The organism is Nocardia sp. BMG51109 (assembly GCF_000526215.1).
Taxonomy (GTDB): Bacteria; Actinomycetota; Actinomycetes; order Mycobacteriales; family Mycobacteriaceae; genus Nocardia.
The window spans coordinates 6,611,808-6,636,200 of record NZ_JAFQ01000004.1 but is presented as its reverse complement, the minus strand read 5'-3'; the positions used below and the strand labels follow the sequence as shown (position 1 = coordinate 6,636,200).

The 24,393-nt window shown below is 65.9% G+C and carries 17 protein-coding genes and 1 pseudogene; 9 read left to right on the top strand and 9 right to left on the bottom strand.

The window, feature by feature from the left end:
* Positions 1 to 13: 13 nt before the first annotated feature.
* From D892_RS0131295 to D892_RS0131275, 5 genes are all read right to left on the bottom strand, one after another.
* The gene (locus D892_RS0131295; RefSeq protein ID WP_024805029.1) at positions 14 to 2,404 is read right to left on the bottom strand and encodes a lysylphosphatidylglycerol synthase domain-containing protein; all 2,391 of its coding nucleotides are present in this window, start codon (positions 2,402 to 2,404) and stop codon (positions 14 to 16) included.
* Complete coding sequence (locus D892_RS42565) at positions 2,401 to 3,159, bottom strand: phosphatase PAP2 family protein (protein ID WP_024805028.1); 759 nt, start codon at positions 3,157 to 3,159, stop codon at positions 2,401 to 2,403. The genes D892_RS0131295 and D892_RS42565 overlap by 4 nt, the downstream gene beginning before the upstream one ends.
* Positions 3,160 to 3,324: 165 nt before the next feature.
* Positions 3,325 to 3,582, bottom strand: a complete 258-nt coding sequence (locus D892_RS0131285; protein ID WP_156959752.1) for a hypothetical protein — start codon at positions 3,580 to 3,582, stop codon at positions 3,325 to 3,327.
* Positions 3,583 to 3,715: 133 nt separating this feature from the next.
* Positions 3,716 to 4,138, bottom strand: a complete 423-nt coding sequence (locus tag D892_RS0131280) for a TetR family transcriptional regulator C-terminal domain-containing protein (protein ID WP_084161303.1) — start codon at positions 4,136 to 4,138, stop codon at positions 3,716 to 3,718.
* 250 nt (positions 4,139 to 4,388) lie between these two features.
* Complete coding sequence (locus D892_RS0131275) at positions 4,389 to 4,907, bottom strand: flavodoxin domain-containing protein (protein WP_036567593.1); 519 nt, start codon at positions 4,905 to 4,907, stop codon at positions 4,389 to 4,391.
* 461 nt (positions 4,908 to 5,368) lie between these two features.
* Here D892_RS0131275 and D892_RS48005 point away from each other — a divergent pair, with 461 nt between their 5' ends.
* From D892_RS48005 to D892_RS49265, 4 genes are all read left to right on the top strand, one after another.
* Complete coding sequence (locus tag D892_RS48005; protein WP_198037024.1) at positions 5,369 to 5,515, top strand: hypothetical protein; 147 nt, start codon at positions 5,369 to 5,371, stop codon at positions 5,513 to 5,515.
* A 76-nt stretch (positions 5,516 to 5,591) separates the two neighbouring features.
* Positions 5,592 to 6,974, top strand: a complete 1,383-nt coding sequence (locus tag D892_RS0131260; RefSeq protein ID WP_024805024.1) for a glycoside hydrolase family 65 protein — start codon at positions 5,592 to 5,594, stop codon at positions 6,972 to 6,974.
* A 51-nt stretch (positions 6,975 to 7,025) separates the two neighbouring features.
* Positions 7,026 to 7,448: an Hsp20/alpha crystallin family protein gene (locus D892_RS0131255; protein ID WP_024805023.1), complete on the top strand. Its 423-nt coding sequence runs from the start codon at positions 7,026 to 7,028 to the stop codon at positions 7,446 to 7,448.
* 50 nt (positions 7,449 to 7,498) lie between these two features.
* A complete protein-coding gene (locus D892_RS49265) occupies positions 7,499 to 7,819 on the top strand; it encodes a PfkB family carbohydrate kinase (RefSeq protein WP_024805022.1) in 321 nt (106 codons plus the stop codon).
* Between the two features lie 46 nt (positions 7,820 to 7,865).
* On the opposite strand, the gene D892_RS48000 is transcribed toward D892_RS49265, so the two are convergent.
* Complete coding sequence (locus tag D892_RS48000; protein ID WP_024805021.1) at positions 7,866 to 8,249, bottom strand: hypothetical protein; 384 nt, start codon at positions 8,247 to 8,249, stop codon at positions 7,866 to 7,868.
* 181 nt (positions 8,250 to 8,430) lie between these two features.
* On the bottom strand, positions 8,431 to 8,595 hold the full coding sequence (locus D892_RS47995; protein WP_198037023.1) for a hypothetical protein: 165 nt from the start codon (positions 8,593 to 8,595) through the stop codon (positions 8,431 to 8,433).
* Between the two features lie 1,100 nt (positions 8,596 to 9,695).
* Here D892_RS47995 and D892_RS49805 point away from each other — a divergent pair.
* Both D892_RS49805 and D892_RS0131235 read left to right on the top strand, forming a co-directional pair.
* A pseudogene (locus D892_RS49805) lies at positions 9,696 to 10,439 on the top strand (beta-ketoacyl synthase N-terminal-like domain-containing protein); the annotation flags it as partial.
* A gap of 39 nt (positions 10,440 to 10,478) precedes the next feature.
* Positions 10,479 to 18,086, top strand: a complete 7,608-nt coding sequence (locus D892_RS0131235) for an SDR family NAD(P)-dependent oxidoreductase (RefSeq protein WP_232236210.1) — start codon at positions 10,479 to 10,481, stop codon at positions 18,084 to 18,086.
* 189 nt (positions 18,087 to 18,275) lie between these two features.
* Here the strand turns inward: D892_RS0131235 and D892_RS42555 are convergent, their stop codons facing one another.
* Together D892_RS42555 and D892_RS0131225 are read right to left on the bottom strand one after the other, a co-directional pair.
* A complete protein-coding gene (locus D892_RS42555; RefSeq protein WP_198037022.1) occupies positions 18,276 to 19,082 on the bottom strand; it encodes a helix-turn-helix domain-containing protein in 807 nt (268 codons plus the stop codon).
* Positions 19,083 to 19,774: 692 nt separating this feature from the next.
* Positions 19,775 to 21,988, bottom strand: a complete 2,214-nt coding sequence (locus D892_RS0131225; protein WP_024805018.1) for an MMPL family transporter — start codon at positions 21,986 to 21,988, stop codon at positions 19,775 to 19,777.
* A gap of 169 nt (positions 21,989 to 22,157) precedes the next feature.
* On the opposite strand from D892_RS0131225, the gene fabD reads away from it, so the two are divergent.
* From fabD to D892_RS42550, 3 genes are read left to right on the top strand one after another with little or no spacing between them, the layout of a single operon-like run.
* Positions 22,158 to 23,183 (top strand): ACP S-malonyltransferase, encoded by a 1,026-nt coding sequence (fabD, locus tag D892_RS0131220; protein ID WP_369801783.1) that lies wholly within the window; start codon positions 22,158 to 22,160, stop codon positions 23,181 to 23,183.
* A complete protein-coding gene (locus tag D892_RS0131215; RefSeq protein WP_024805016.1) occupies positions 23,180 to 23,590 on the top strand; it encodes an acyl carrier protein in 411 nt (136 codons plus the stop codon). The genes fabD and D892_RS0131215 overlap by 4 nt, the downstream gene beginning before the upstream one ends.
* A 2-nt stretch (positions 23,591 to 23,592) precedes the next feature.
* Positions 23,593 to 24,378, top strand: coding sequence for an SDR family NAD(P)-dependent oxidoreductase (locus D892_RS42550; protein WP_036567588.1), 786 nt, complete (start codon positions 23,593 to 23,595; stop codon positions 24,376 to 24,378).
* Positions 24,379 to 24,393: the final 15 nt, after the last annotated feature.

Sequence of the window (24,393 nt, the reverse complement as noted above, 5' to 3'; positions counted from 1 at the left end):
ATGCTTCCCGCTGTCAGAGAATCCGTTGGCGTTGCAGGGATTTGAAGAAGAAGAAGCCGACAGCGGCGGGGAGCCAGAAGGTGGCGAGGCGGTAGGCGAGGACGCCTGCGATCGCCGAGGGGCCCGGGACTCCGCCGACGGTGAGACCGGCGACGAGGGAGGCTTCGACGACGCCGAGGCCGGCCGGTGTGGGGCTGGCGGCGCCGAGTGCCGCGCCGCCGAGGAAGACCGCGGCCAGCAGCGCGGGTGCCGGGGTGCCGCCGAAGGCATGCACCGAAAAGCCCAGTGCCGCAACGTAGAAGATATTGGTACCGAGTTGTCCGCCGAACAACAGCAGGGCCTGGCGCGGCGACCGGGCGATCGACACGATCGCTCGGCCCGTACCGCGGAGCTGGTTGAACCAGCCGGGTCGCTCGAGGAACACCCATACGGCCGCACCGAGAACTGCCATGACGGTGACGAATCCGATGAGCAGACCCCAACCACTGGGTAGCGCCGAGGCGAGCAGCAGGCGCGTCTGGCCGAGCCAGAGTCCGGCGCCGATCAGTTCGAGGAAATGCAGGATGAATCCGGAGCTCACGATGAGCGCGATGGCGGCGACGGCGCTGGTGCGCGACAGTCCCGAGCGTTCCAGGTATCGCTCGTTGACGGCGGTGGAGCCGATGCCGAACGGGGCGAGCCGGTTGGCGAAGGACGACGCCAGTTGGACTTTGACCGTGCGCCCGAAGGCGAGTGGGCGAGGGGAGGCGCCCATCAAGGCAAGGGCGGCTGTGCAATAGGTCGCCGCCGCCATCGCCGATGCGCCTGCCAGCCAGGCCCATTGGGCGTCGTCCAGGACCGTGATGGTGGCGCCGAGCTGGTCGATCTGGGGGAGCAGGATGTAGGTGGCGAATACGGTGGCGGCTATCCAGCCGAGGGTCTGCCAGCGCACTCGAACCATCACCTCCGGCGGCGCGAGTTCGGAACCGGTCGCGTCGGCGAGGACCGAGCGCAGCTCGTCGAGCAGGCCGTGCTGCCTGCGGGCGGCGCTACGGGTCGCGGCCGCGAGTGCGAGGGGCTGCAGCTGCGGCGCGGCATCGACGAGGGCGGCGCGGCCGAGGACTCGCAGTGCGGTGTCGACGGCGCGTCGCGTGCCGACGGCGAGGCTCATGGAGACCAGCAGTTCGGCCACGTCGGAGTCGAGGCGGTGCCGGGTGGCGCCTGATTCGCCGAAGCCGAAGTCGACGATCCACGCGTGTCCGTCCGCGTCGACGAGCACGTTGGCCAGGCGCAGGTCGCGGTGCGCGATGCGGGCATCGCGCAGGAGGGCGAGCTGGCACCAGACATCGCACAGGGTGTCGTCGGATACCGCTTCGGTCGTGCGCGCGAGATTCCGTGCGGGAACGCAGGTTTCGGCGAACCAGGCATCGCCTCGGTCGGTGACTCCGACGCCGACGATGTCCGGGGTGCGCGCACCGGCCCGGCGCGCCAACAGAGCGATGAATGCTTCGTGCTCGGCTTGCTGTTTCGGTGTGGCGAAGGGTGATTCGTCCTCGACCTCACGGAACACTGTGTGCCGGAACGTCTTGAACAACAGGTCGGCGTTGCGTTCGTGGTATCCGATGATCTTTACGAACAGATCGGTCCCGGTTTCGGTGGTCACGGTGAAGGGGCGGGAGCCGCGGGCGTCCTCCTGCACCGGGACGATGTCGACGGGCCGGAAGCCGACGGCGGCGAGTGCTCGCCGCAGGTCGGGCGCCTCGGCGCGGTGGACGGGTGCGCCCCACAGCAGGTGCAGCGCGGCGGCGATGGTCCAGCCCAGGGCAGCGCCGCCGAAGACGTCCAGCACGAGGTGCGCGCCCATGAACACGCGCGCAAGGCCGACGATGGCCGCCGCGGCCCATACGGTGCGCCGCCACGGCCGTGGCAACCACGGGCCCGCCGCCGCGGCCAGAGCTGCCGCCACCGCCGCATGCCCGGACACGAACCCCAGCCCGCCCTGTTCGCTGCGCAGCACCAGATCGGGGATCAGGACGTCCGGACGTGCCCGTCCGACAACGTCTTTCACCACCAGCGCCAGGAGATAGGCCAGAGTTCCCGCGACGGCGAGATCGCGTGCGAGGCCGACTCGCCGGAAGACGAGAGCTGCCGCTGCCGCCACCCCGACCGCTCCGATGGTGCCCAGCTGCATGACCGGCCACAGCGCCGGTTGCACCCAGCCCGGCAGGTCGTTGACGAGATGGAACAGGTCGACCTCGAGCTGCGGCACGCGGGTGTAGTGCGCGACAATCGCGGAGATCGCGACGGCGAAGACTCCGAGGAGCACGCGGATCGCGTCGCCGAGGTGCCGTTCGACCGGTCGGCGACGCCGCGCTCGGGCCGAATCGGCCGCCGCCGGTGGTTTGGTCATCGCTTCGGTAGTCATGTGCGGCCCTTTCTCGATTCACCGGCACGATGCCACCGGGTCCCGCGGGCGGGCAGAGTCTTTGGCCTCGTCTCCGCATGACCGATGGGCGATCCCGCGCCGGCACCCGTACCAGGGACGCCGACAACGAGATTCAGCGCGGCTCCCACGGTGAGACCAGCGGCGGCTCCACCGAGTACGTCCAGCGGGGTGTGCGCACCCAAGTAGACCCGAACCAGGACGGCCGCCGTGACGGCACCGAAAACCACACTGCACCACCGGATACCGAGGTACGGACACAACAGCGTAGCCATCCCGAAAAGGATGATCGCGTGCCCCGACGGGAACGCGGGACCCGCCAACGGGACATCGCGCAGAACTGCACCGGAAATCGCGGCGCCCGGGCGAGGATGCCACACCAGCTGTTTGAGAATGTCGAACTCCACCGCCAGTTTCACCAGGGGGAGCAGCATCATTGCCGCCGCCAATCGGTATCGGCGGGCAGTAGCCGCGCCGACCGCGACCACCAGCGGCGCGCCGAGCACGCCGATGAGCTGCATCGCCCACAGTGGCCGATACAGCCCGTCCGGCGCGGAATTGAACCAGCGGAAGAGACTTCGATCCGTGCCATCGAGAACGCCGGTCCGGACTACCCAGACGGCAGCTCCGGTTGCGACGACGCCGCCGAGCGCCAACCACCCGTACCGAAGCGGGTGGCAATACTGCAAGGCGCTGAACCCTCTGGTGCGCAGGTGAATTCGGTCGATGATCGTCACCTCCGCGTTTCTCCTTCGATCTCGCCCGCCGGGGCAAATCAGGCTTGTGGGCCTCGATACGGTGTCCGTTGCCTCAGGCGAACTGCCGGTTATCCGACGTTCTCAGTGTTGCTGGGTGCGCGGAATCGTTCCGGAGGCGAAATTCCTTGGTCGCGGGTCCGAAAGTCATCGCCCGGCCTTCACACACTCGGTGGACACGATGCCGAACCACGGTGCCGTCGGGGTGTGGTGCATGGCGAAACGTACTCCGCTGCCGTCGATTCGGGACCGCGCGGGCAGTGTGAAACCCGGCGGTAGCGGCACGTCCGTGCGCTGCTGGTCGGTCATGATCACCAAGATGTTCGGGCGCCGGGACGGCGGGGCCGCCGCGGTGGACGGCGCGAACCCGCCCAGGGCGGGGAGCGCCGGAGCGGCAGCCATCATGGCCAGCACCCGGCGGCGAGTCGGCGACCACGGTGCCCGAGTGGTCGCGGCTGCGTCGGTTCGGGGGAGGTCATGGTGAAGTCTCCTGGAGTACAAGTAGTTTCGACAGCATGCGGTCGAACGGCGGTATTACTCAGCGGGTTCGGCCGGTCGGGGGCTTCGTGGCTGCGGAATCCGGCGCGCGGATCACGCCGCGCAGGGTGCTGGTGAAGACGGCCGTGATGGCGGCTCGATCTACCAGATCGGGATCCGTGCCGTGCTCGAGGGCGAGGCCGAGCCGTAGCGACTGCAGCGTCAGGGCCAGCTGCGAGGTCGGCACGGTGAGCTCGATGCCGAGCTGGTCACAGGCTTCGGCGAGGGTGGCGGCCAGTTCGTTGCGCAGGGACCGGCGGACGCCGACATAGACCTGGCGAAGGTCGGGGTCGCGGGTGGACTGCTGGGCGACCTCGTCCAGCCGTGCGGCCCGATAGCCACGCTCGGCGAAAACCTCCGCCGCCGCGTCCAGCAGGCGGCGGCGCACCTCATCGCGCCGGACGCGGGGAACAGGGCCACTCACGCAATCACCTCGGCAGACTCGACCAGCGGATCGGCATTGCAGTCACAACGGCACGATGTCGTTACCGAACTCCGAGGCAGGCTGTTGCCACAGGGAAGGTCGGCGCCATCACGGGATCGCGCGCGGGCGCACCGTTTCCCGATGATGGAGGACGCTGCCTTCGGCGACGGGCTCTACGACGTAGGTCAGGTGCCCGGTCGGCCGGCGGCTCCGAAAGTCGATGCCGAGTCGATGCGGTGGGCGATGTCTGTCAGCGCGTCTGGTACGTGAGCTGCGTCGCGATATCGGCGGCCCAGGCCGTGATGCGCTCCTTGTTCCGGAAATCGCCCGCGTGGGTCTTCGCCATTGCCGAAGCCGGGAATCCACGTGCGTCGGGGGTGAGCCGGCCGCCGAAGATCGCGTATTCGCGGGCACCGAGGCGCTCGGCGGCCTTGCGAACCCCGTTGGTGCCGGGGACCTTTCGCGGGTCGGACAGATCGGCGGAGTCGTCGAGCGGACCGCTGCCGAACAACCAGACCGGCCGCTCGCGCAGCTGCCGAGTAAACCGCCGGGTGAAGCGGCGAGCCTGTCCATGCCAGCGGCCGGCGTAGAGGGCGCCGCCGAGTACGACGGCACAGTAACCGTCGAGGGAGTGGATTTCGTCGGCCGACTTCGATTCGGCGGCAACGTGTTCCGATCGTAGCGCTGCCGCGATCCACTCCGCGATCTCGGCCGTTCCGCCGCGCTTGGAGCCGTAGGCCACCAGAACCGGATCTTCCTTCATTGTCATCAACCTCCTTGCGATGCCTTATTCGACGCCTTGCCGACGGTGGCCGACCAGTGCCGAAAGTCCTGGCGGCACCGGGCCGAAGAGTGTGTGGTCCGGCGGCGCCCGTCCTTCCCGGCGCGTGCCTTCGACCGGAATCCACCGGGAACGGGTGAGAGCGAACGCGGGGCTGTATCGGGGTAGATGGAAGGGACATCCGGCCCTGGCCCCCGGTGGCACCTGTGGAGCACCGTCGAAGGCGCAACGTACAACTGCCCGACGGAATCGAGAACCGAGGAGATGAACGATGATGCAATCCGATCCGATGCAGATGATGCACAGGATGATGATGTGCCTGCAAATGTGCGGAATCCTGCCGCCGATGCCGATGCACATGTGAGCCTCCGGTCCAGCGGGGACGAGCGCCTCGGCGGGGGCGTACGAGGCGATCCACGCTGGACGATCCGGGAGGATCCGATGCGTCGGTGTTCGTCGTCGGTTCCCGCGGTTTCGCGACACGGGGTGCGCCGGAGGAACTCGGCTCCCAGGGCTTGTTCGCAGCCGGGGTGTACACCGGTGTGGGTCCGGAGCAGCATCTGCTGGAGGGCGCCGTCGCTCGGTACGGCCGGTGAAACGAGCTGTCTGCGAGTCGAATCCGCGATCGGTGCGCTGGCGGCGGCAGGTGCGCAGCGAGTCACGGATGTCCGCGTGGACCGGATCGTGACCTGCGTCGCGGACTCTCCCGATCGGACCGGTACCGGGCGTGTCCTGCACAGCCTGCGGCACGCCTGGCGGACCGGCGTCGACGGTCTGCTCGCTGCCCACCGCGACACCTGGGCGCGGCGCTGGCGGGACGTGGGTATCGAACTGCCCGACGATCCGGAAACCGAACTCGCCGTGCGTTTCGCACTGTTTCAACTGTGGTGCAACACCGGCAGCATCCACGGCGAATCGGCGGTGGGTGCCCGCGGGATCTCCGGCCCCGGCTATCGCGGCCACATCTTCTGGGACTCGGATGTTTTCGTCCTGCCCGCGCTGGTGAGTATCGACACGGCCGCGGCCGGCGCTATGGTCGCGTATCGCGTGCACCGGCTGGATGCGGCGCGGAAACGGGCCCGGTCGGACGGTCGGCGTGGCGCTCGCTTTCCATGGGAATCGGCCGCCGACGGCACCGATGTCACCCCGCGCAGCGGATACCTCGGCGGAGTCCCGGTGCCGATCCTCACCGGCACCAGGGAGGAACACATCACCGCCGATATCGCTTGGGCGGCACACCATTACGCGGAATGGTCCGGTACTGCTCCGGCGCGGGAATTGCTGACCGAGACGGCCCGGTACTGGGCGTCGCGGGCACGGACCGACCGCGACGGCCGTGGGCACATCGATGGCGTGATCGGCCCCGACGAATATCACGAGTACGTCGACGACAACGCCTACACCAATGTGATGGCGCGCTGGAATCTGCGGCGCGCGGCTCGGTTGGCGCCCAGAAACACCTGGGAGGCAGAGGAATTCGAGCAATGGAACGAGCTGGCCGACGGCATCGTGGATCAGCTGTACTCCGACGGCCGCTACGAGCAGTTCACCGGGTACTTCGATCTCGAGCCGCTGACCGCCGCCGCGGTTGCCGGCCGCCCGGTCGCCGCGGACGTACTGCTCGGACAGGCCCGCGTGGCCGGTTCCCAGCTGATCAAACAGCCGGACGTGCTGATGCTGCACCATCTCGTGCCCGAAGAGGTCGCTCCCGGCTCGCTGGTACCGAACCTGGAGTTCTACGGACCGCGCACCACCCACGGATCCTCGCTGTCGCCGGCGATCATGGCCGCCCTGCTCGCGCGTGCCGGCCGCGCAGACGAGGCCCTGGAGATGCTTCGTCCCGCACTCCGATTGGATCTGGACGACCGCACGGCCACCACCGCCGCCGGGCTGCACATGGCCACCCTCGGCGGAGTCTGGCAGGCTTTGCTCGTGGGTTTCGCGGGTCCGGAAACGGTGGCCGAGGCCGCGGTCCCGGTGATGCTCGTGCCGGAGGCGCGGGGGACTTCGGTCATCGCCGTGAACTACCCGATGCCCTACTCGGGGAATCGGTGATCGAGTGAAATCGACAGTGTCAGAACACATTCAACCTCTCGAGGAGTGATCATGAGTCTGCTTCCCGCCCACCGCCGGGGTTCGCTGCTGTCCGAATTCACCGATTTGTGGAACGCCTTCCCGCCCGGAATGGTACCGGTCTTCGGCACCCACCTGTTGCGTGTGGAGGACACCGTCGACGACGGCCACTACGTGGTGCGCGCGGAGATTCCCGGCATCGATCCGGCGAAGGATGTCGAGGTGTCGGTGCACAACGGACAGCTCACCATCAGGGCCGAGCGCAGCGAACGGCATGAGGAGAAGGGTCGTTCCGAGTTCAGCTACGGCTCGTTCGTCCGCACGGTGACACTGCCTACGGGCGCCCAGGACCAGGGTGTCGAGGCCAATTACGCCAAGGGCATTCTCACCGTCTCCGTGCCGATGAAGGAACCGAAAGAACAGGTCAAGAAGATCGAGGTCAAGCCCGGCGAATAGCCGGCAGGCACAGTGCGGCCGCGTGGCCGCGCCGTCGGAAAGGTGCGCCGATGTCGGTCGTCACGCTCACGATGAATCCCGCGATCGACATCGCCACCCGCACCGACAAGGTGCGGGCGACCGACAAGATGCGATGTGCCACACCGCGGTTCGACCCCGGCGGTGGCGGCATCAACGTTGCCCGTACCGTGGTCGCGCTGGGCGAGCACGCTAGCGCGATCTTCCCGGCAGGCTGGCATACGGGCCGGTTTCTCACCGGCCTGCTCCGTTTCCGGCAACTCGACGGCGGTGCGACGGTATCTCGCACCGGCGAAACCACTATGTGGACATGGACGATCCCGATCCACGACCAACCACCGGCCGGCGAATGACCCGCGCCGTTGCCGGTCGCTGGCACAGCACCGACGGGCTCGTCGATCAGAAGGGCTGTCGGCGACCGGTCATGCAGGCGGCTGGATGGTAGTAGAGCCCGCCGGTGGCCAGGTCGAGTGCGCCGAACATGTGCCGCACACCCTGGGTGCGGTGGTAGGTCGCTCGCAGTCGTGCCGGCCGGCGTTTCGGGAACCAGCCGCGACCGGCACGCGGCTGCAGGTTCAACGGCCCGAACTCGTCCACACAGACCACCCGGCCGTCGTCGGGCGGGTGGTCGTAGAGGTCGAGCACTCGCGCCATCTTGGTCGTGAACTCGGGGTCGTTGCCGGCTTTCCAGGTTTTGGTGGCTTGCCACGACACCCCACCGGCTTTGAGGATCTGCCGCAACGTCTCCCTGCTGATATCGGCGATACCGTTGATACGCAACACATCCCGAAGTTTCGACAAGCTCCACACCGAGAACGGCCATTGCAAATCGCAGGGGCAGACCGGGCGATCCGACAGATCCGATCACGCGTCGCTCGATCGGTCTTCGCCGGCCTGCCCCTGTTCCATTTCGGGTCCAGTGCATCGAACCCTTCTCGTTGAAGTCGTGAACGACCTGCCGCACCTACGATTCCGACACTTGCATCAGCTTCGCGATCAGCCCCACCGGCTGATGCTGCGCCGAGGCCATCACCACCACCGCGCGCCGCATCCGCACCGGCTGCTTACTGCGACGCACGATCTGAGCCAGCTTGCGGCCTTCTTCCGAGGTCACCGCTCTGACGAACACATCCGGCTTCCTGGCCGTCGGGGAGATTGGGCAGACCTGTGAGGACCAGGCGAGACGAGTGCTCCGGCAGCTACATCATTAATCAAACCCGCCATAGCGGCACTCGGGCAAACCAGAGGGGAAGGACGGACGCGTAGTGCTCTGTGCTTGTGACCGTCCTGCGGAGATGTCGAGTTGTTCCACCCGGTCGGGGCGAGGTGAAAGATGTTCAAGACGCCTCGGATCGGTGCGGATACTATTCGACAGCACGTCATCGCCGAAAGTGAGCATAAATGACCCGAAGAACGGGTTGTGTGCTCGGAGTGTAAGGAAACCTGAATGCAGTCGATTTTGCGAATCACGATAGGATTTGCCACCGCCGCGTTTGTACTCGTACTCGGGCTCGTATCGTCTCCCGCCGCTGTGGCCGGCACGGCGAGGCTGGTTGGCGTCTACCCCGATCCTGAATGTGAGCGTTTGAAGAATGATTACTTCAATCGCGGGTACTACGCGTCCTGCGAGTGGCGTCCACCGACCCAGGTCGGTTATTCGGAGCTGTGGGTGAGCGGACACGGCCCTTAGGTCCTCTGTATCTTGTGATGGGATTGTTTGATCGGCCCGGCCGCGGGGTCGGTGGCAGCAGTTGGGGACAGGGATGGTTCGCGCCAGAGCATTAATGGCGTCTGCGCGGTGTCCGACTGCCGGTATTTGCTGTACAGATTTCGGGGGCTTGAATCGTTCCGGGAAAGCGTAAGGTCGGTGCTTACCTTGATTACGGTCATAGGTCCGATGTCGACAACGAACGAAATTTGCGAAACGTGGCATCTGGAGGCTCCCTGTGCCGCTGCCGGTTGTGGGCCGACTTCGGAGGACCTCGAGTTTCTTCTCGATCGTTATGGATTGTTAGGCGCACCTACGCCTGTGCCTGCGACCGGATGGACCGGAAAGATTGAGAATAATTCTCGTAGTCATGAGGTTCGGTGCTGGCGTCTCATATGTCGGTCAACTACTGACAAGGGTTTTCGACGGGATTGGTATGTCCGTTGGTTCAATTGATGTCGTCGGCGTTTCCTTCGCCCCTTTTCGGGCACGGTTGCGAGTCATGATACAAAGGTGAGGCGATGGATTCTGTGCACAACTCCTCGAGCGAAACTACCTCCGCCGCACGCGAGGGCATTGCCGTCGTGGGGATAGGTTGTCGTTTCCCGGGGCAGGCCCGCACTGCTGGTGAATTCTGGCAACTCCTGCTGGATGAGCAGGATGCCGTCCGAGGGGTTCCAGCGGATCGATGGACGAACACCGCCTTCTACGATCGCGTTGTGGGCCGCCCCGGACATCTCTGCACCGAATCCGGCGGATACCTCGACGACGTCACGTCGTTCGATGCGCACTTCTTCGGTATCACCCCTGCCGAGGCCGTGCGGATCGACCCGCAGCAGCGCCTTTTCCTCGAGACGACATGGGAAGCACTGCAGGATGCCGACATCGTTCCCGAACGCCTTGCCGGCACCAAGACCGCGGTCTACGCCGGGGTCTCCGGTCACGACTACGGGATCATCCAGCTCAATCCCGAGAACCGCTACCTCATCGGTGGTCATACGATGGCCGGTGTCACGAATTGCATTGTGGCGAATCGTGTCTCGTACTTGCTCGATCTTCGGGGACCCAGTATGACCGTGGACACGGCGTGCTCGTCCTCCTTGGTCGCCGTTCACCTCGCCTGCAGCAGCCTCCGCTCCGGCGAAGCCACGATGGCGATCGTCGGTGGCGTCAGCACGCTACTGAGTCCAGAGGCGACCATCGGGTTCAGTCAGGGGACATTCCTGTCACCCGAAGGTCGGTCCAAGTCGTTCGGTCAGGCAGGTGACGGATATGTTCGCAGTGAGGGATCGGGCACAATCGTCTTGAAGCCGCTGTCGGCGGCGATCACCGACGGCGATCGTATCTACGCCGTGATCCGTGGAAGCGCGACCAACCAGGATGGTCGCACGAACGGCCTCTCGGTCCCCAGCGAGGGCGCGCAGGCGCAAATGATCATCGATGCCTGCCGCGATGCCGGCGTTGCGCCTTCGGACATCGGCTACGTCGAAGCACACGGGACCGGAACGGCCGTCGGTGATCCGATCGAGGCGCGCGCTCTCGGGATGGCACTGTCTCCCGGGCGAAACGGGCACGACCCCTGCATCGTCGGCGCGGTGAAATCGAATCTGGGTCATCTCGAGTCGGCCGCCGGAATCGCCGGAATCATCAAGGCGTGCCTAGTTGTGCGAAACGGTGAAATTCCGGCGAATATTCATGCGGAGCAACCGAATACGACGATTCGGTTTCCAGAATTGGGCCTGCGGCTTGCCCAGGAACGCCAACCGTGGCCCGAAGGCAGGCCCCGCCTGGCGTGTGTGAATTCGTTCGGGTTCGGTGGATCCAATGCGCACATCGTCCTCGAGGGGCCTCCGGATGATGCGCCGGCGTGCTCCGGTGTGGAGATCGATGGCGAAATACATCAGCCCGTGCTGTTCGTGCTGAGCGCGAAGACGGAGGCCGCGTTGCGGGCGTATGCCGACCGTTACGCCGACTTCCTCGGAGAGCCCGGGACAGCGGCTCTGCTGCCCGCCGTCGCGTCGGTGCAGGCGCGGGCGCGTACACACTACGACCACCGTCTCGCCATGGTGTGCTCGTCGGCGGACGAGCTGCGCACCGCCCTTCGTGATGTGGTGGCGGGTTCGCCGCTCGATGCGGTCCGCCGCGGCGTGAAAGCGCCCGGCACCCCCGACGTGGCCTTCGTGTTCTCGGGCCAGGGCCCGCAATGGTGGGGTATGGCGCGTGAGCTTCTCCACCGGAACCCGGTGTTCCGGCAGACCGTCGGCCGCGTCGATGCCGAGCTGTGCAGGTACGCCGACTGGAGCGTGGTCGAGGAGCTACTCCGGGATGAAGCCGACAGTCGAATCGGCGAGACATACATCGCGCAACCGGCCCTCTTCGCGGTCCAGCTCGGACTGGCGGCGCTCTGGCAGAGCTGGGGAATCGTCCCCGCGGCCGTCGTCGGTCACAGTATCGGTGAGGTCGCGGCCGCCTTCGTCTCGGGGATGCTGTCCTTCGAGGACGCGGTGCGGGTGATCTTTCATCGAAGCCGGTTGCAGCAGAAGGCATCCGGCAAGGGGAAGATGCTCGCGGTCGGTCTGCCGCACAGCGAGGCGGAACGCCGGATCACCGCGTATCGCGGGCGGGTGGCCGTCGCGGCACTGAACGGCCCGGAATCGGTCGCCCTCGCCGGCGATCCGGACGCGCTCGAGGAGATCGTGCGTGACCTCGAGCGGGACAAGATCTTCTGCCGCGTACTGCAGGTCGGTGTGGCGTTCCACAGCCACCATATGGATCCGCTGCGGGACGAGTTGCTCGCCGCGCTGTCCGGGCTCACCCCGGGGCCGGTAACCATTCCGATGTATTCGACGGTCACGGGAGATGTCGTCGCGACCGGAGCGCTCGATGCCGAATACTGGTGGCGCAATGTTCGCGCACCCGTGCGGTTCGCGCCCACCATCGATCGCCTCATCGAGGACCGGCACCTGGCATTCGTCGAGCTGGGCCCGCACCCCATTCACACGACCGCCATCGCCGAATTACTCGAGAGGCAGCGAGCCGAGGGCGTCGTCGTGCCGTCGCTGCACCGGAACCAGGACGATCGCGTCACCCTCCTGACGTCCCTCGCCGCGCTGTACGCCAAGGGGTTCGACGTGGAATGGGACACCCTGTTCGACGGTATCCGCGAACGCGTACCGGTGCCGTTCTACCCGTGGCAGCGTGAAACGTATTGGCTCGAAGCGCCGTCCTCACGCGGCCGGCGGTTTCCGGCGCTGAAGCATCCGCTCGTCGGCGCCGAGAGCCACGTTGCGGACGAGCCGGGCAAATACGTCTGGGAACTGGTCCTCGATCCGGCCCGATTTCCGTGGCTGGAGGATCACCGAGTCCAGGGGCCCATCGTCTTTCCTGGAGCGGCGTACCTCGACATGGTGCTCGGCTGTGCGGAAGATGCCTTCGGCGCGGGCCGCTACTCGCTCGAAGAGGTCGAGTTCCGCCGTGCACTGTTCGTCCTCGACGACCGCCCGGCTCCCGTCGTGCAGGTGGTCCTGACACCGGCGCTGCACTACTCGGTGTACAGCCGTCAGCACGGCGATGAGGACTGGAGTCTGCATTCGGTCGGCGTGCTTCGCCGCGGTGCACCCGACGCCGCGCTCCCGGCGTCGTTGTCGCAGCTGCGCGACGACCTGCCCGTCGAGGTCGATCCCGCGGAACTTTACGGCAAGCTCCGGAACAACGGCTTGCTGCTGGGCCCGACCTTCAAGGCGATCGTCGAGCTCGCGTACGCTGATCTGAGGTCCGTCGGGCAGATCGAAACGCCGACGTCGCTGCAGGACGAGGCGCCACGCCATGCGATTCATCCGGCGGTCCTCGATTCGTGTTTCCAGTCGCTGACCGTCGCGATGGACAACGAACCGAACAGCGAAGCCAAGACGCTCTACCTGCCGGTCGGGGTCGAACGGCTCAGCTTCTATGCGAAGGCGAGCGGTCGCGTGCACTGCTACGGACGAGTGCGCCCGAGCGAGGTCCCCATGTATTGCGAAAGCGATCTGTGGATCGTCGCCGACGATGGCACGCTCGTGGCCGAGCTCGAAGGCTTCAAGGGCAAGTCCATCACCCAGCTCACCGATCAGGGCGACGCGCTCGTCCAGTGGTGCTACGAACACCGTTGGCGGCCGGCTCCGGTGCGCACGAAGACCCGCATGTCGGCCGATTTCCTCCCCTCCGAAGCGACCCTGCTCTCAGCCGTCGAACCGGTGATCGACGAGCTGCGGAACTGGCCGCTCAACCGCGAGTACCACGCCGTGACGGAATCGAAGATGAACCGGCTGTGCATCGCCTACGTGACCGAGGCATTCCACCGGCTGGGCATGGATCTCTCGGCGGGGCGGCGCTTCACGCTGGACGAGGCCGCGCGCGAGATGGGGGTGCACGACAAGCACCGCCGGTACCTCGGCCGTTTGCTGGAATTGCTTACGCTGCACGGTATTACCGCCGATGACGCCGACATGTGGGAGATACGGTCCGAGCCCGCCCGAGTCGATACCAGCTCGATGCTGGCCCTGTTGCGTGAGCAGCATCCGGAATGGCAGTGCGAGTACGCCGTACTGGAGCGTTGCGGAACAGAGCAAGACGCTGTCCTCCGCAACCGGGTCAATCCTATCGAGCTCATCTTCCCGGAGCGGGAGTTCCAATCGGTCGTCGATCTCTATGACATTTCGTTCTCTTTCGGTAAGTACAACCGAATCGTCCGCGAGGTCGTCGCGGAGTGCGTCCGAACGCTGCCGGACGACCGGCCGGTGCGCGTGCTGGAGATCGGCGCGGGCACGGGAGGCACCACCGGCTACGTGCTGCCCGAGCTGCCGGCCGACCGTGCGGAATACGTGTATTCCGATGTCGCACAGCTGTTCCTCGCCAAGGCACGCCAGCGGTTCGCCCACCTCGACTTCGTGGATTATCGAATCCTCGACATCGAGCTCGATGTCGAGGAGCAGGGCTTCGATCCGCACTACTTCGACATCGTCATCGCATCGAATGTCCTGCACGCCACCGAGAATCTCGGCGCCACCGTCGACAATGTGAGGCGCCTGCTGACAGCGCGGGGGATGCTGTTGATCGTCGAGGCGACAGTGCAGCCGCATTGGGTGGATCTGACCTTCGGTACGACCGACGGGTGGTGGAAGTTCGGCGATCACGAACTGCGGCCCACCTATCCGCTGATGTCGGAAGCGACGTGGCGAAACTTTCTGCCCACCAAGGGATTCGGGAAAGTCCAGATCTTCTCCGATAGGGCTACACCGCGGGAGTCGTGCAACTCGGTGATCGTGGCACGCGGGCCGGAGGTGGATTTCGAGCTCCATCGGCCGCGCGCCGAACCGGGGGCCTGGGTCGTGCTGGCCGACGCGGGCGGCGTTGCCGACCACTACCTGTCCCTGGTGGGGGAGGCCGGCGCCGCCGGCGTTGTCGTCACGCCCGGTGCGGAATTCGAGCAGGTCGACGAGCACAGATTCCGGGTATGCGCGACGAGCAGCGCGGATCTGAAGCGCGTGCTGGAGCGGGTGCGGGAACAGGCCGGGGACGTGGCCGGCGTCCTGCATCTGTGGAATCTGGATTTCGAGGGTTCGGAGCTCACCACCGAGCTGCTGCCCGAGATGGAAAGTCACGGAGCCTACAGTGCTGTAGCGCTGGTGCAGGCGGTGGAAGAGTTGGACTGGTCTACGACTCCGCGGTTCTGGATGGCGACCTGTGGGGCGCATGTCCTCGATCGCGAGGATCGTATTGCGCTGACGCAGGTTCCGATCTGGGGCGTACTACGGGTTCTGCTGAGCGAGCGCAGCAGCCTGCGGGCGAAGATCATCGACTTCGACCCGGCGACCGACGCTGCACAGCGCGCGGCGCAGCTCTTCGATGAGCTGCTGCACGGGCAGACGGCCGAAGACGAAGTCGCCTTCCGCGGGGACGCACGGTTCGTCGACCGGCTCGAGCACATCTCCCTGCAGGACCTCGAGGTTTCCGCCGCGATTCCCGCTCGGGTATCGGACGAGATCCCCTTCGCGCTGGCCGTCCCCGCCGAGCCCGAGATCGAGCGGCTGCGGTACGAACGACAGGCCTCGCCCGTCCCCGGTCCGGGCGACGTCGTGGTCCGGCCGCTCGCCGTCGGCCTGAACTTCCGCGATGTCATGCTGTCGCTCGGAATGTTGTCGGAGGGAGCGACTTTCGGAGGGCTCTACGACGACAATCTCGGAATGGAATGCACCGGCGTCGTCACGCAGGTCGGACCCGATGTCGAGGGACTCGTCCCGGGCGATCGCGTCGTGGCCTTCGCGCGGGGTTGCTTCGGCTCCACGGCGCGCACCGATGCCCGGCTCGCCTTCCCGGTACCGTCGACTGTGTCGGCCATCGAGGCGGCGACGCTGCCGATGGCGTACTTGACCGCGTGGTACGCCCTGGTGGAAGTGGGCCGGCTGCGTGCGGGCGAGCGGGTTCTCGTCCACGCGGCCACCGGCGGTGTGGGGCTCGCCGCGGTGCACATCGCACACTCACTCGGCGCTACCGTCGTTGCCACCGCCGGCAGCGACGACAAGCGAGACTACCTCCGATCGCTGGGTGTCGAGGCTGTTTTCGACTCTCGCTCTTCGACATTCGCCGAAGCGATCCGGCAGCATTGCGACGGTGTCGATGTGGTGCTCAATTCCCTTCAGGGAGAGAAAATTCCGAAGAGTCTCGAGCTCCTTCGCCCACGCGGGCGTTTCCTGGAGATCGGGAAGAAGGACATCTACGACGACTACAAGCTGGGCTTGAAGCCCTTCGGCAACAATCTGAGCTACACCGCGATCGACATCGACCGATTGCTGCTCGACGAGCCGGCGCTGTGTCGCGATGCCATGACGAAGGTTCTCGAGCGCGTTGCATCGGGTGTGCTGCCCCCGCTCCCGCATACCGATTTCGGCGTGGCCGACGTGGCTTCCGCATTCCGATACATGGCCTCTGCGAAGCAGATCGGCAAGGTCGTCGTCGACATCGCACCGGATACGGAAGTACTCGTCCATCCGGCCTCGGCTGGTGACCTGACGTTCGATGCCGATGGCACATACCTGGTGACGGGCGGCTACACGGGTTTCGGTCTGCGGACCGCCCAATGGCTGGTCGGCGCAGGCGCGCGCACAGTGGTGCTGGTCGGGCGCCGGGCTCGGATCGACGCCGAGAACGATCTGCCGATTGCGACGATGCGGGCACAGGGCGCCACCGTGGTGCTCGAACGTGCCGATGTGTCGATCGAGGCCGAGGTCGCGAGCCTGTTCGAGCGGATGGCATCGCTCCCGGCACTGCGCGGCGTCTTCCATGCCGCGATGGTGCTCGAGGACGTGGCACTGGCCACCATGACCGAGGAGCAGTTCCTTCGAGCCGTCCGGCCGAAGGTCGACGGCGCGTGGCATCTGCACAACCAGACGCGTGAGCTCGGCCTGGATGCGTTCGTGATGTATTCGTCGATGACGTGGTATATCGGAACGCCCGGACAGGCCAACTACGCGGCGGCGAACGGTTTCCTGGAAGCACTGGCGATTCATCGTCGCGAACTCGGATTGCCCGCATTGACGATCAACTGGGGCGCCCTGGGCGAGGTCGGGTTCGTCGCCCGCACCAAGCTCGACACGCTCACACGGATGGGCTGGACAGCGATCTCTCCCGACCATGCGCTCGGCTTCGTCGGAAGATGTCTGGCCCAGGGGATCAGCCGCGCCAGCGTATTCGGCGTGAACTGGGCGAAGATCAGCCAGGTCATGCCGATCATTCGCAGCTCGCCACGGCTGGCGCATCTCTCCCTGGAGGACCCCACCGGCTCTGCTGCCACATCAGGTACCGAGGGCATGCGGGCCGAGCTGCTCGAACTCCCCTCGGACGCACGCGAATCGCGGCTCGTCTCGGCGCTGTCCCGGCAGATCGCCCGGATCTTCGATATGCCGGTCGAACGGCTGGCGCTGGACGTCTCTCTGACCGATCTCGGTATGGACTCGCTCATGGCGGGCCAGATCCGCAATGCGCTTGCCAAGCATCTCGAGATCGACTTCCCGACCATGGGCCTGATGCGTGGACCGACCCTCACCGAACTCGCGGCCGAGGTTCTCGCTCAGGTTGCCGGCACCGAGGACCTCCCCGCGTCGGCGCCGGAGACCTCCGGCCCGCAGCGCTGGTTCCGGACGACGAGGGACCGATCGGACACCTCTTCGCTGCGGGTTTTCGCGTTGCCCTTCTTCGGTGGCGGCGCTTCGGTCTTCGGCCCGTGGGCTGACCACCTGCCCAACTCCATCGAGGTAGTGGCAATTCAGTATCCGGGTCGGGAGGAACGCATCGACGAGGCTCCGATCGACTCTATGCCGGCGCTGATCGCCGACCTGGCAGATGCCATGCTGCCGCACCTCGACAGACCTTTCGCGATCTACGGGCACAGCATGGGCGGGCTGCTCGCCTACGAGCTCACGAAGTATCTCGAGCGGCAGTACGCCGAGATTCCGAGGAAGCTCATTGTGGCAGGCTGGCCGTCCCCCGCGCTCGTCGAGCGGTACCTGCGCAACTTCGAACGCCTCGATGGCTTCGACATCGACCGTGAATCCGACGTCGGAGTGCTGCGGGCGCTGCGCGACAACGGCCTGTTCACAGCGGACGTCGACGACGCGTCTGTCGAGCCGCTGATGCCGTCGATCCGGGCGGACCTGAGGATGCTCGGGAACTACCGCTTCGAGAACAGTGTCGTGGTGCAGGCGCCGATCACGGTGCTTCGTGGCGCTGAGGACCCGCTGTTCGACGAGGGGCGCCTGCGGGCATGGGAAGACATGACGAGCGGAACCTTCTCGTTCACGACCGTCGTCGGCGACCATCTGTTCGTCCGGAATCCAGGAGCAGGGGTGATGCGAACGATCGCGGCCGAGCTGTCGTAGGGTTGCAGCGTCGGCTCGGTCCGCGACCTTCGGGCAGGGTGCTATCGGCTTGGGCTGCGACTGTCCCGCCGATGTGGCGCTGCTCGCTTGGACGGAAGTCGGGTCGTCCGCGTCGAGCGGATGCTCGGCGACGGAGCGATGGGCACACTCTCGGCGGCCGGTTCCCCGTTGCCCGCCGTACGGAGTCGCTCAAGGTTCTGGGTTCGACCCGAGATACCCGGTCGGCGTGGTACTCGTGAATTGACGGAATTCGCGGGTGAAGTGAGACTGATCGGCATACCCGTAGGTTGCCGCGATATCGATCAATCGCGCCTGCGGGGCGAGGAGCATGTGCTGCCGGGCCCGGTCGAATCGGATCAGCCGCGCCGCTGTCTTCGGAGTCAATCCGACATGATGAGTGAACTTTGTAATCAGATGTTTATGGCTCCATCCCACATCCTGCGCGATCCGGCGGATCGGTATCGCTCCGCCGGTGGCGGACAGCAGAGACCAGGCCTGCTGTACCTCCGGCAGCGGCCGGGATCCGTTCTCGAGGCGTTCGAGCAGGAAATTGTCGAGCAGGTTGAACCGGCCATGCCAGGTGTGCTGGTCTCGGATGCGCTCGACCACGCCGCGGTAACGGCACCCGATGACGTCCGAGAGATCGGCCAGTTGGTTGTTCAATTCGATACCCGGGATGCCGAACAATGTGAACGCACCCAGCGGGCTCAAGGACAGCTCGATATAGGACGGCGCACAAGGACCGTCGATGGGAACGTATCGGTCGCGGGCCCCGATGAGAAACTCCGGCGGGCGTTGCGCCGAATCGACGAGCTTGATGATAAGGCGAACAACCGTGCCGGCGGGCACGTAGTCTCGTCGGTGCGGTGTGCTCGTGATCGGATACCCGCGATACTGTTGTAGCAGGGCAGGCCGCAATTGCGGGTGCGGATGAACGTCGATTCGCGTCGCCTGACCCGAACCGGCGGCACCAACCGCCTCGGCACAGGTAAACACTGCACACCTCCTGCGTTCCTGGGCAGCCGCTCCACGGGATCGCGGCTCCTGCCTACCAACGCATGATTGCCACCAACTGAACACGCCATAACACCCCACGGCGCAGTTCGCATCCCATCAACAGCACCCGAACATGAAGGCGACGGCCACTCAGCGTCCCGATCGCGATCGGGTCCGACGATCATCGTACAGCTGAGAAGGCAAGGGGCCCGGAGCAACCGCCCCGGCCGCGGGAACGTCCACGCTTCGGAATTCGACGGAAACGTGTCGCTATCCAGCATCCTCGTTCCTACCGTTCATCGCACCTTCTTCATTGGCCGAAAGACGCATGTCGGCGTATGCACCCGCTTCGATAACGGCGAACTCCCAACTCTCGACCCGGAACCCGGCCCGCCGCTGCCGAAGTTACGAGGTGGCAAACCGTGTGTCTTGAAGGAAATTTACCTGCCGGGCTCGCTGCAGCCCCGGCCCCGCGAGGGACGAGAAGAGCCAGCTCAGGGACTACGAACACACGAACCGTGTCCCGTGCTCCAGTGCCTTAGAACACGGTCCCGACGAATCTTCTACCAGCGGTTCCGGCGTTCCCCCAGGGCGGCACAACACCGTCGATCACCGCTCCGTCCGCGTCCTCCGCATCTCCGGTCGAGCCGCAGCGCCGAAGGCGTGGTGGCCGGTTGGCGGCGATGGCAGTGCTACAGGGCGTCGCCCGATGTGAGCTCGGTGCGGTCGGGGGGCCTGTGGGTCGGCAGGGGCGTCCACCAGTTGAACCGCCCCATCAGTTTCATGAGCGCCGGCACCAGAATTCCCCGGACCAGTGTTGCGTCGACCAGGACGGCGACCGTCAGGCCGAGACCGAACAGTTGGATGAACGACACCTTCGACGAGACCATCGTGAAGAACACGATGGCCATCAATCCCGCTGCGGCGGTGACAATTCGACCGGTCCGGGCAAGTCCGCGCGCGACCGATTCGGTATTCGCCGAGGCGGTGCGGTCGGAGGCGAGCCACTCCTCGCGGATCCGGGACAGCAGAAACACCTCGTAGTCCATGGACAGCCCGAACGCGAGGCAGAACATCAGGATCGGAATGGTGGGTACCAGATAGCCGGTCGATGTGAACCCCAGCAGCTCGGACAGATGGCCGTCCTGGAACACCCAGACCATCGTGCCGAACGTCGCCGACAGCGACAGCAGGTTGAGCACGAGTGCTTTGACGGGCAGCACCAGACTTCCCGAGAACAGGAACAGGATCACGAAGGTGATCAGTACGATCAGCCCGATCGCCAACGGCAGCCTGGCTCTTATCATAGCCAGGGAATCCTGGTTCTGGGCGACAGCTCCGGTGAATAACGTTGGGGCCGGGGCAGTTACGGCTCGGAGCTGTTCGAGCTGGTCGGCGCCGGCCGATGTGTAGGGGCCGGCCCTGGTGCCGATGGCGACTACCGCACCGGCGCCGTCGGTGGTCTGTTCCGGTGGAGCCGACGCCGCTCGAACCCCGGAAACGAAGGTGCCCGAACCGGAGGCAACCCACGCCACGCCCTCGATTCGAGACAACTGTGACGCGTAGGACGCGAGATCGGAGGATCCGTCCGGCAGGTCCGGCAGAACGGCGTAGATCGTGTTGGCCGGATCGGGCGTGAAATCGGTGCGCAGTACATCGCCGACTTGCCGGCTGGATGCCGACGTCGGCAGGACCCGGTCGTCCGGAAAACCGAATCGCACCGACAGAAATGGGCTGCCCAGCAACAGAAGTACGAGAACCACCGCGGTTGCCACCGGTACCGGCCGGCGAGTCACGGCGCGGACCAGGCGATACCAGAACCTGCTCTCCGACTCGATCCGGCGCGGGGGCCGGTGCATCAGCCGATGCAGGGGGCGACGGATGTCCAGGGCGTCGATATGCCGCCCGAACAGTGCCAACGCGGCCGGAAGTAGCAGTAGCGCCGACAATGCGGTGGAGACGACGACCGCGAGGGCCGCGTAGGCGAAAGACTTGAGAAAGTAGTGCGGGAAGATCGCCAGCACCGGTAGCGAGGCGGCCACGGCCAAGGCTGTGAACAGCACGGTGCGGCCGGCGGTCCGGACGGTCCGCACCACTGCGGCGTCCACTCCGAGTCCGTTGCCGCGTTCTTCCCGGAATCTGCTCACCAGGAACAGGGCGTAGTCGATCGCGAGCGCGAGGCCCATGCCCGTCGTGATGTTCAGTGCGAAGATCGACACATCCGTGACCATCGTGAGCAGCCGCAGAATCGCCAATGTCGTGACAATCGCGAGGATTCCCATGGCGATTGGGAACAATGCGGCGATCAGACTGCCGAAGACCCAGACGAGGAAAATCCCGACCAGCGGAACGGCGATGGCTTCGGCGACCACGACATCGGTCGCGGATTGTTTGTTGATCTGATCGAGTGCGATCGCCTCGCCGCCCGCGCGGACCGTAACGTCGGGGCCGACCTGGGGCAGGCGGTCCACCACCGCCGCAGCGTTGTGCGGTGCATCCGAATCGTCGCCCGCCACCCGCGCGGCAATGATCGCATGATGGCGATCGGCGGACCGTAGCCCGGGTGCGAGGTCGGGTGGGACCGACCAATACGACTGCACCGCAGTAACATTCGGATCGGTGTGCAGTGCGCCGGTCAGGGTGGCGCCGGCCGTTCGCGCCGCCGGGCCGTCGACGCCACCGTCGGCGGTCATGAGCAGAACCAGATTCGGGGCGCCACCGTGGAATCGGTCGGCGAGCAGATCGGTCGCCCGGGCCGATTCGGTATCGGCGGGTGTGAATCCACCGGCCCGAAGATGTGCTGCGGCCGATGAACCGAATACTCCCGACAGGACGAGGATCAGCACCGCGCCCCACAGGATGGTGCGCGGTATGCGCAGTGCGAGGGTGGCTGTTCGAGTGAGCATCGCGGCCCCTGCCGCTCGAGACCGGTGACTGGATGCTGCCACGGTAAAGCAAGGGGGGAGCGGGGTGCTGATGCGCTCGAGAAAGATTCAAGAATCCTGTCCAGCTTCCCCCCTTTGAATCAGAGGGTCCAGCGGTGCATCTCGTTCGCCGGTTAAGGAGGCTCAGGCAGTGTCGACAGTTTCCGTGTCGGGTCTCGGAAGCGGGGGGAAGGTTACGCCCGCCCGAGTACTCGCGATGTTCCCCGGCCAAGGTTCCCAGCGTGCGGCGATGGCCCATCATCTGCTCCGGGAGCATCCGCAGACGGCGAGACCGATCTTCGCCGAAGCGGAGGAGGCGCTGGGGCTTCCGCTGATCGAACTGTGCGTCACGGGCGGCCCGGACACCCTGACCCGCACCGAGGTCGCACAACCGGCGATCGTGACCACCAGCATCGCGACCTACTCGGTCCTGGTGGCGAATGGTTTTCGCCCCGACGTGGTCGCGGGGCACAGCCTCGGTGAGTTCAGCGCCCTCGTGGCGGCCGGAGCTCTCGCCTTCGCCGATGCGCTCACGCTGGTTCGCCGGCGAGGGCAATTGATGGGTGAGGTAGCCGATCGAATACCCGGCTCGATGGTGGCGATCGTCGGAATTCCCGCGGGTGACGTCGAGCGGATCTGCGTGAACGTGGCGGCAGCGACCGGGGGGATCGTAGAGGTGGCGGGCCTGAACGCGCCCACGCAGACCGTTATCTCCGGCAGTCGCGCCGCGGTCGCGGCGGCGGCGCGGGAAGCGAGGCAGGCCGGTGCCGATCGCACCGTCCCACTCGATGTCGGCGCACCGTTCCATTGCTCGCTGATGCTTTCGATAGCAGAGGAATTCAGTGACGAACTGGCTGCCGTCACCTTTTCCGACCCGAGTTTTCCGGTGCTGAGTTCGGTGACCGCGGGCGTGGTCGAGGACGGCGAGCATGCCCGACGATTGCTCCGCTGTCAACTGGCCGGGCCGGTTCGGTGGACCGAACTTCTCTGCACCGCACAGTGGTTCGCGATCGACTACTACCTCGAGGTGGGGCCGGGTCGCGTGCTGAGTGGCTTCGTCGACCGCAGCGGTGCCAACGCCACGGTGCGAAGCACCAGCGACGCTCGTCGGCTTGCCGCGGCGCTCCGCAATCTGTCGGTCCCAGTCGCATCTCATCGAAAGGCAGTACGGAAATGACAAGTACCATCAGCGATTACGAACGCATCGTGCAGATCGCCGTGGCGGACGCGCTCGGCCTCGACCCGGCGGAGGTGGTTCCCGAGGCCACCCTGATCGACGAGCTCGGTGCCGAGAGCATCGATCTACTCGACATCATGTTCCGCGTTCAGCGCGATACCGGGATCAAGATCGCCGTATCCGATGTGGCCGCCCTGCTGCAGGGAGGAATCCCGGACGAGGAATTCGGCGACGAGAACGAGGTGGTCAGCGACGTCGGCCTGGCACATCTGGAAAAGGTTCTCCCACAGTTCGATCGCAGCCAGCTGGACGGTCCGTTGAAGGCGGATCAGGTACTCGGCTTGATCACGGTGCAGAACCTGATCGACCTCGTCGTCGACCGTGCCGCCACCGAGGCCGTGCGATAGTCATGGCGGCTCCGTTGGAAGGCCGCAGCGCCCTGGTGACCGGGGCTTCTCGCGGTATCGGCCGGGCGATCGCGCAGGAGTTGGCGCAGCAGGGCGCGGCCGTCGCCGTCAATTACCGCACTCGCGTGGAGGATGCCGAGAAAGTGGTGCGCGAGATCCGGGGACGGGGTGGCACGGCCGTCGCGCTCGGCGCGGACGTCTCGATCGCCCGCGAGGCCCGGCGGCTGGTGCACCAGGCCGCGACGCGGCTGGGTGGTCTGCACATCCTGGTCAACAATGCCGGCACCGCCGCGGACGGGCTGATCTACGAGACCACCTTCGCCGACTGGTGGAAGGTGCTCGAGGTGAACCTCGGCGGGACGTTCAACTGCACCAACGCCGTAGCGGAGCATTTCATGCGCCAGTACGACGGGGTGATCGTGAACGTGTCCTCGATCACGGGAGATTTCGGACTACCCGGACAGTCGAACTATTCGACCTCCAAGGGAGCGATCAATTCGTTCACCTACGCCTCGGCGGTCGAGTTCGCCCGGTTCGGCGTGCGCGTGAACGCCGTTCTGGGCGGGATCATTCCGACCGATCTCATTTCCCATGTCATGGTCCGCGACGACGGTCGCGGCCACCTGCAGGTCCCGATGCGCAGGTACGGAACTGTCGAGGACATCGCGGCGGCGGTCGCCTTTCTCGCCGGTCCTACAGCCTCCTATATCACCGGCGAGCTCATTCGCGTCGACGGCGGCATATCGCGTCGGCTCGGCGTGATCCTGAACGCCAACGCACACCGCTAGCGCCTCGAGTTCGCC

Bases quoted from the DNA above. Each gene is read 5' to 3' on its own strand.
- D892_RS0131295 (WP_024805029.1), bottom strand. From the start codon at position 2,404: ATGACTACCGAAGCGATGACCAAACCACCGGCGGCGGCCGATTCGGCC.
- D892_RS0131285 (WP_156959752.1), bottom strand. From the start codon at position 3,582: ATGATGGCTGCCGCTCCGGCGCTCCCCGCCCTGGGCGGGTTCGCGCCG.
- D892_RS0131275 (WP_036567593.1), bottom strand. From the start codon at position 4,907: ATGACAATGAAGGAAGATCCGGTTCTGGTGGCCTACGGCTCCAAGCGC.
- D892_RS0131255 (WP_024805023.1), top strand. From the start codon at position 7,026: ATGAGTCTGCTTCCCGCCCACCGCCGGGGTTCGCTGCTGTCCGAATTC.
- D892_RS49265 (WP_024805022.1), top strand. From the start codon at position 7,499: ATGTCGGTCGTCACGCTCACGATGAATCCCGCGATCGACATCGCCACC.
- D892_RS0131225 (WP_024805018.1), bottom strand. From the start codon at position 21,988: ATGCTCACTCGAACAGCCACCCTCGCACTGCGCATACCGCGCACCATC.
- D892_RS0131215 (WP_024805016.1), top strand. From the start codon at position 23,180: ATGACAAGTACCATCAGCGATTACGAACGCATCGTGCAGATCGCCGTG.
- D892_RS42550 (WP_036567588.1), top strand. From the start codon at position 23,593: ATGGCGGCTCCGTTGGAAGGCCGCAGCGCCCTGGTGACCGGGGCTTCT.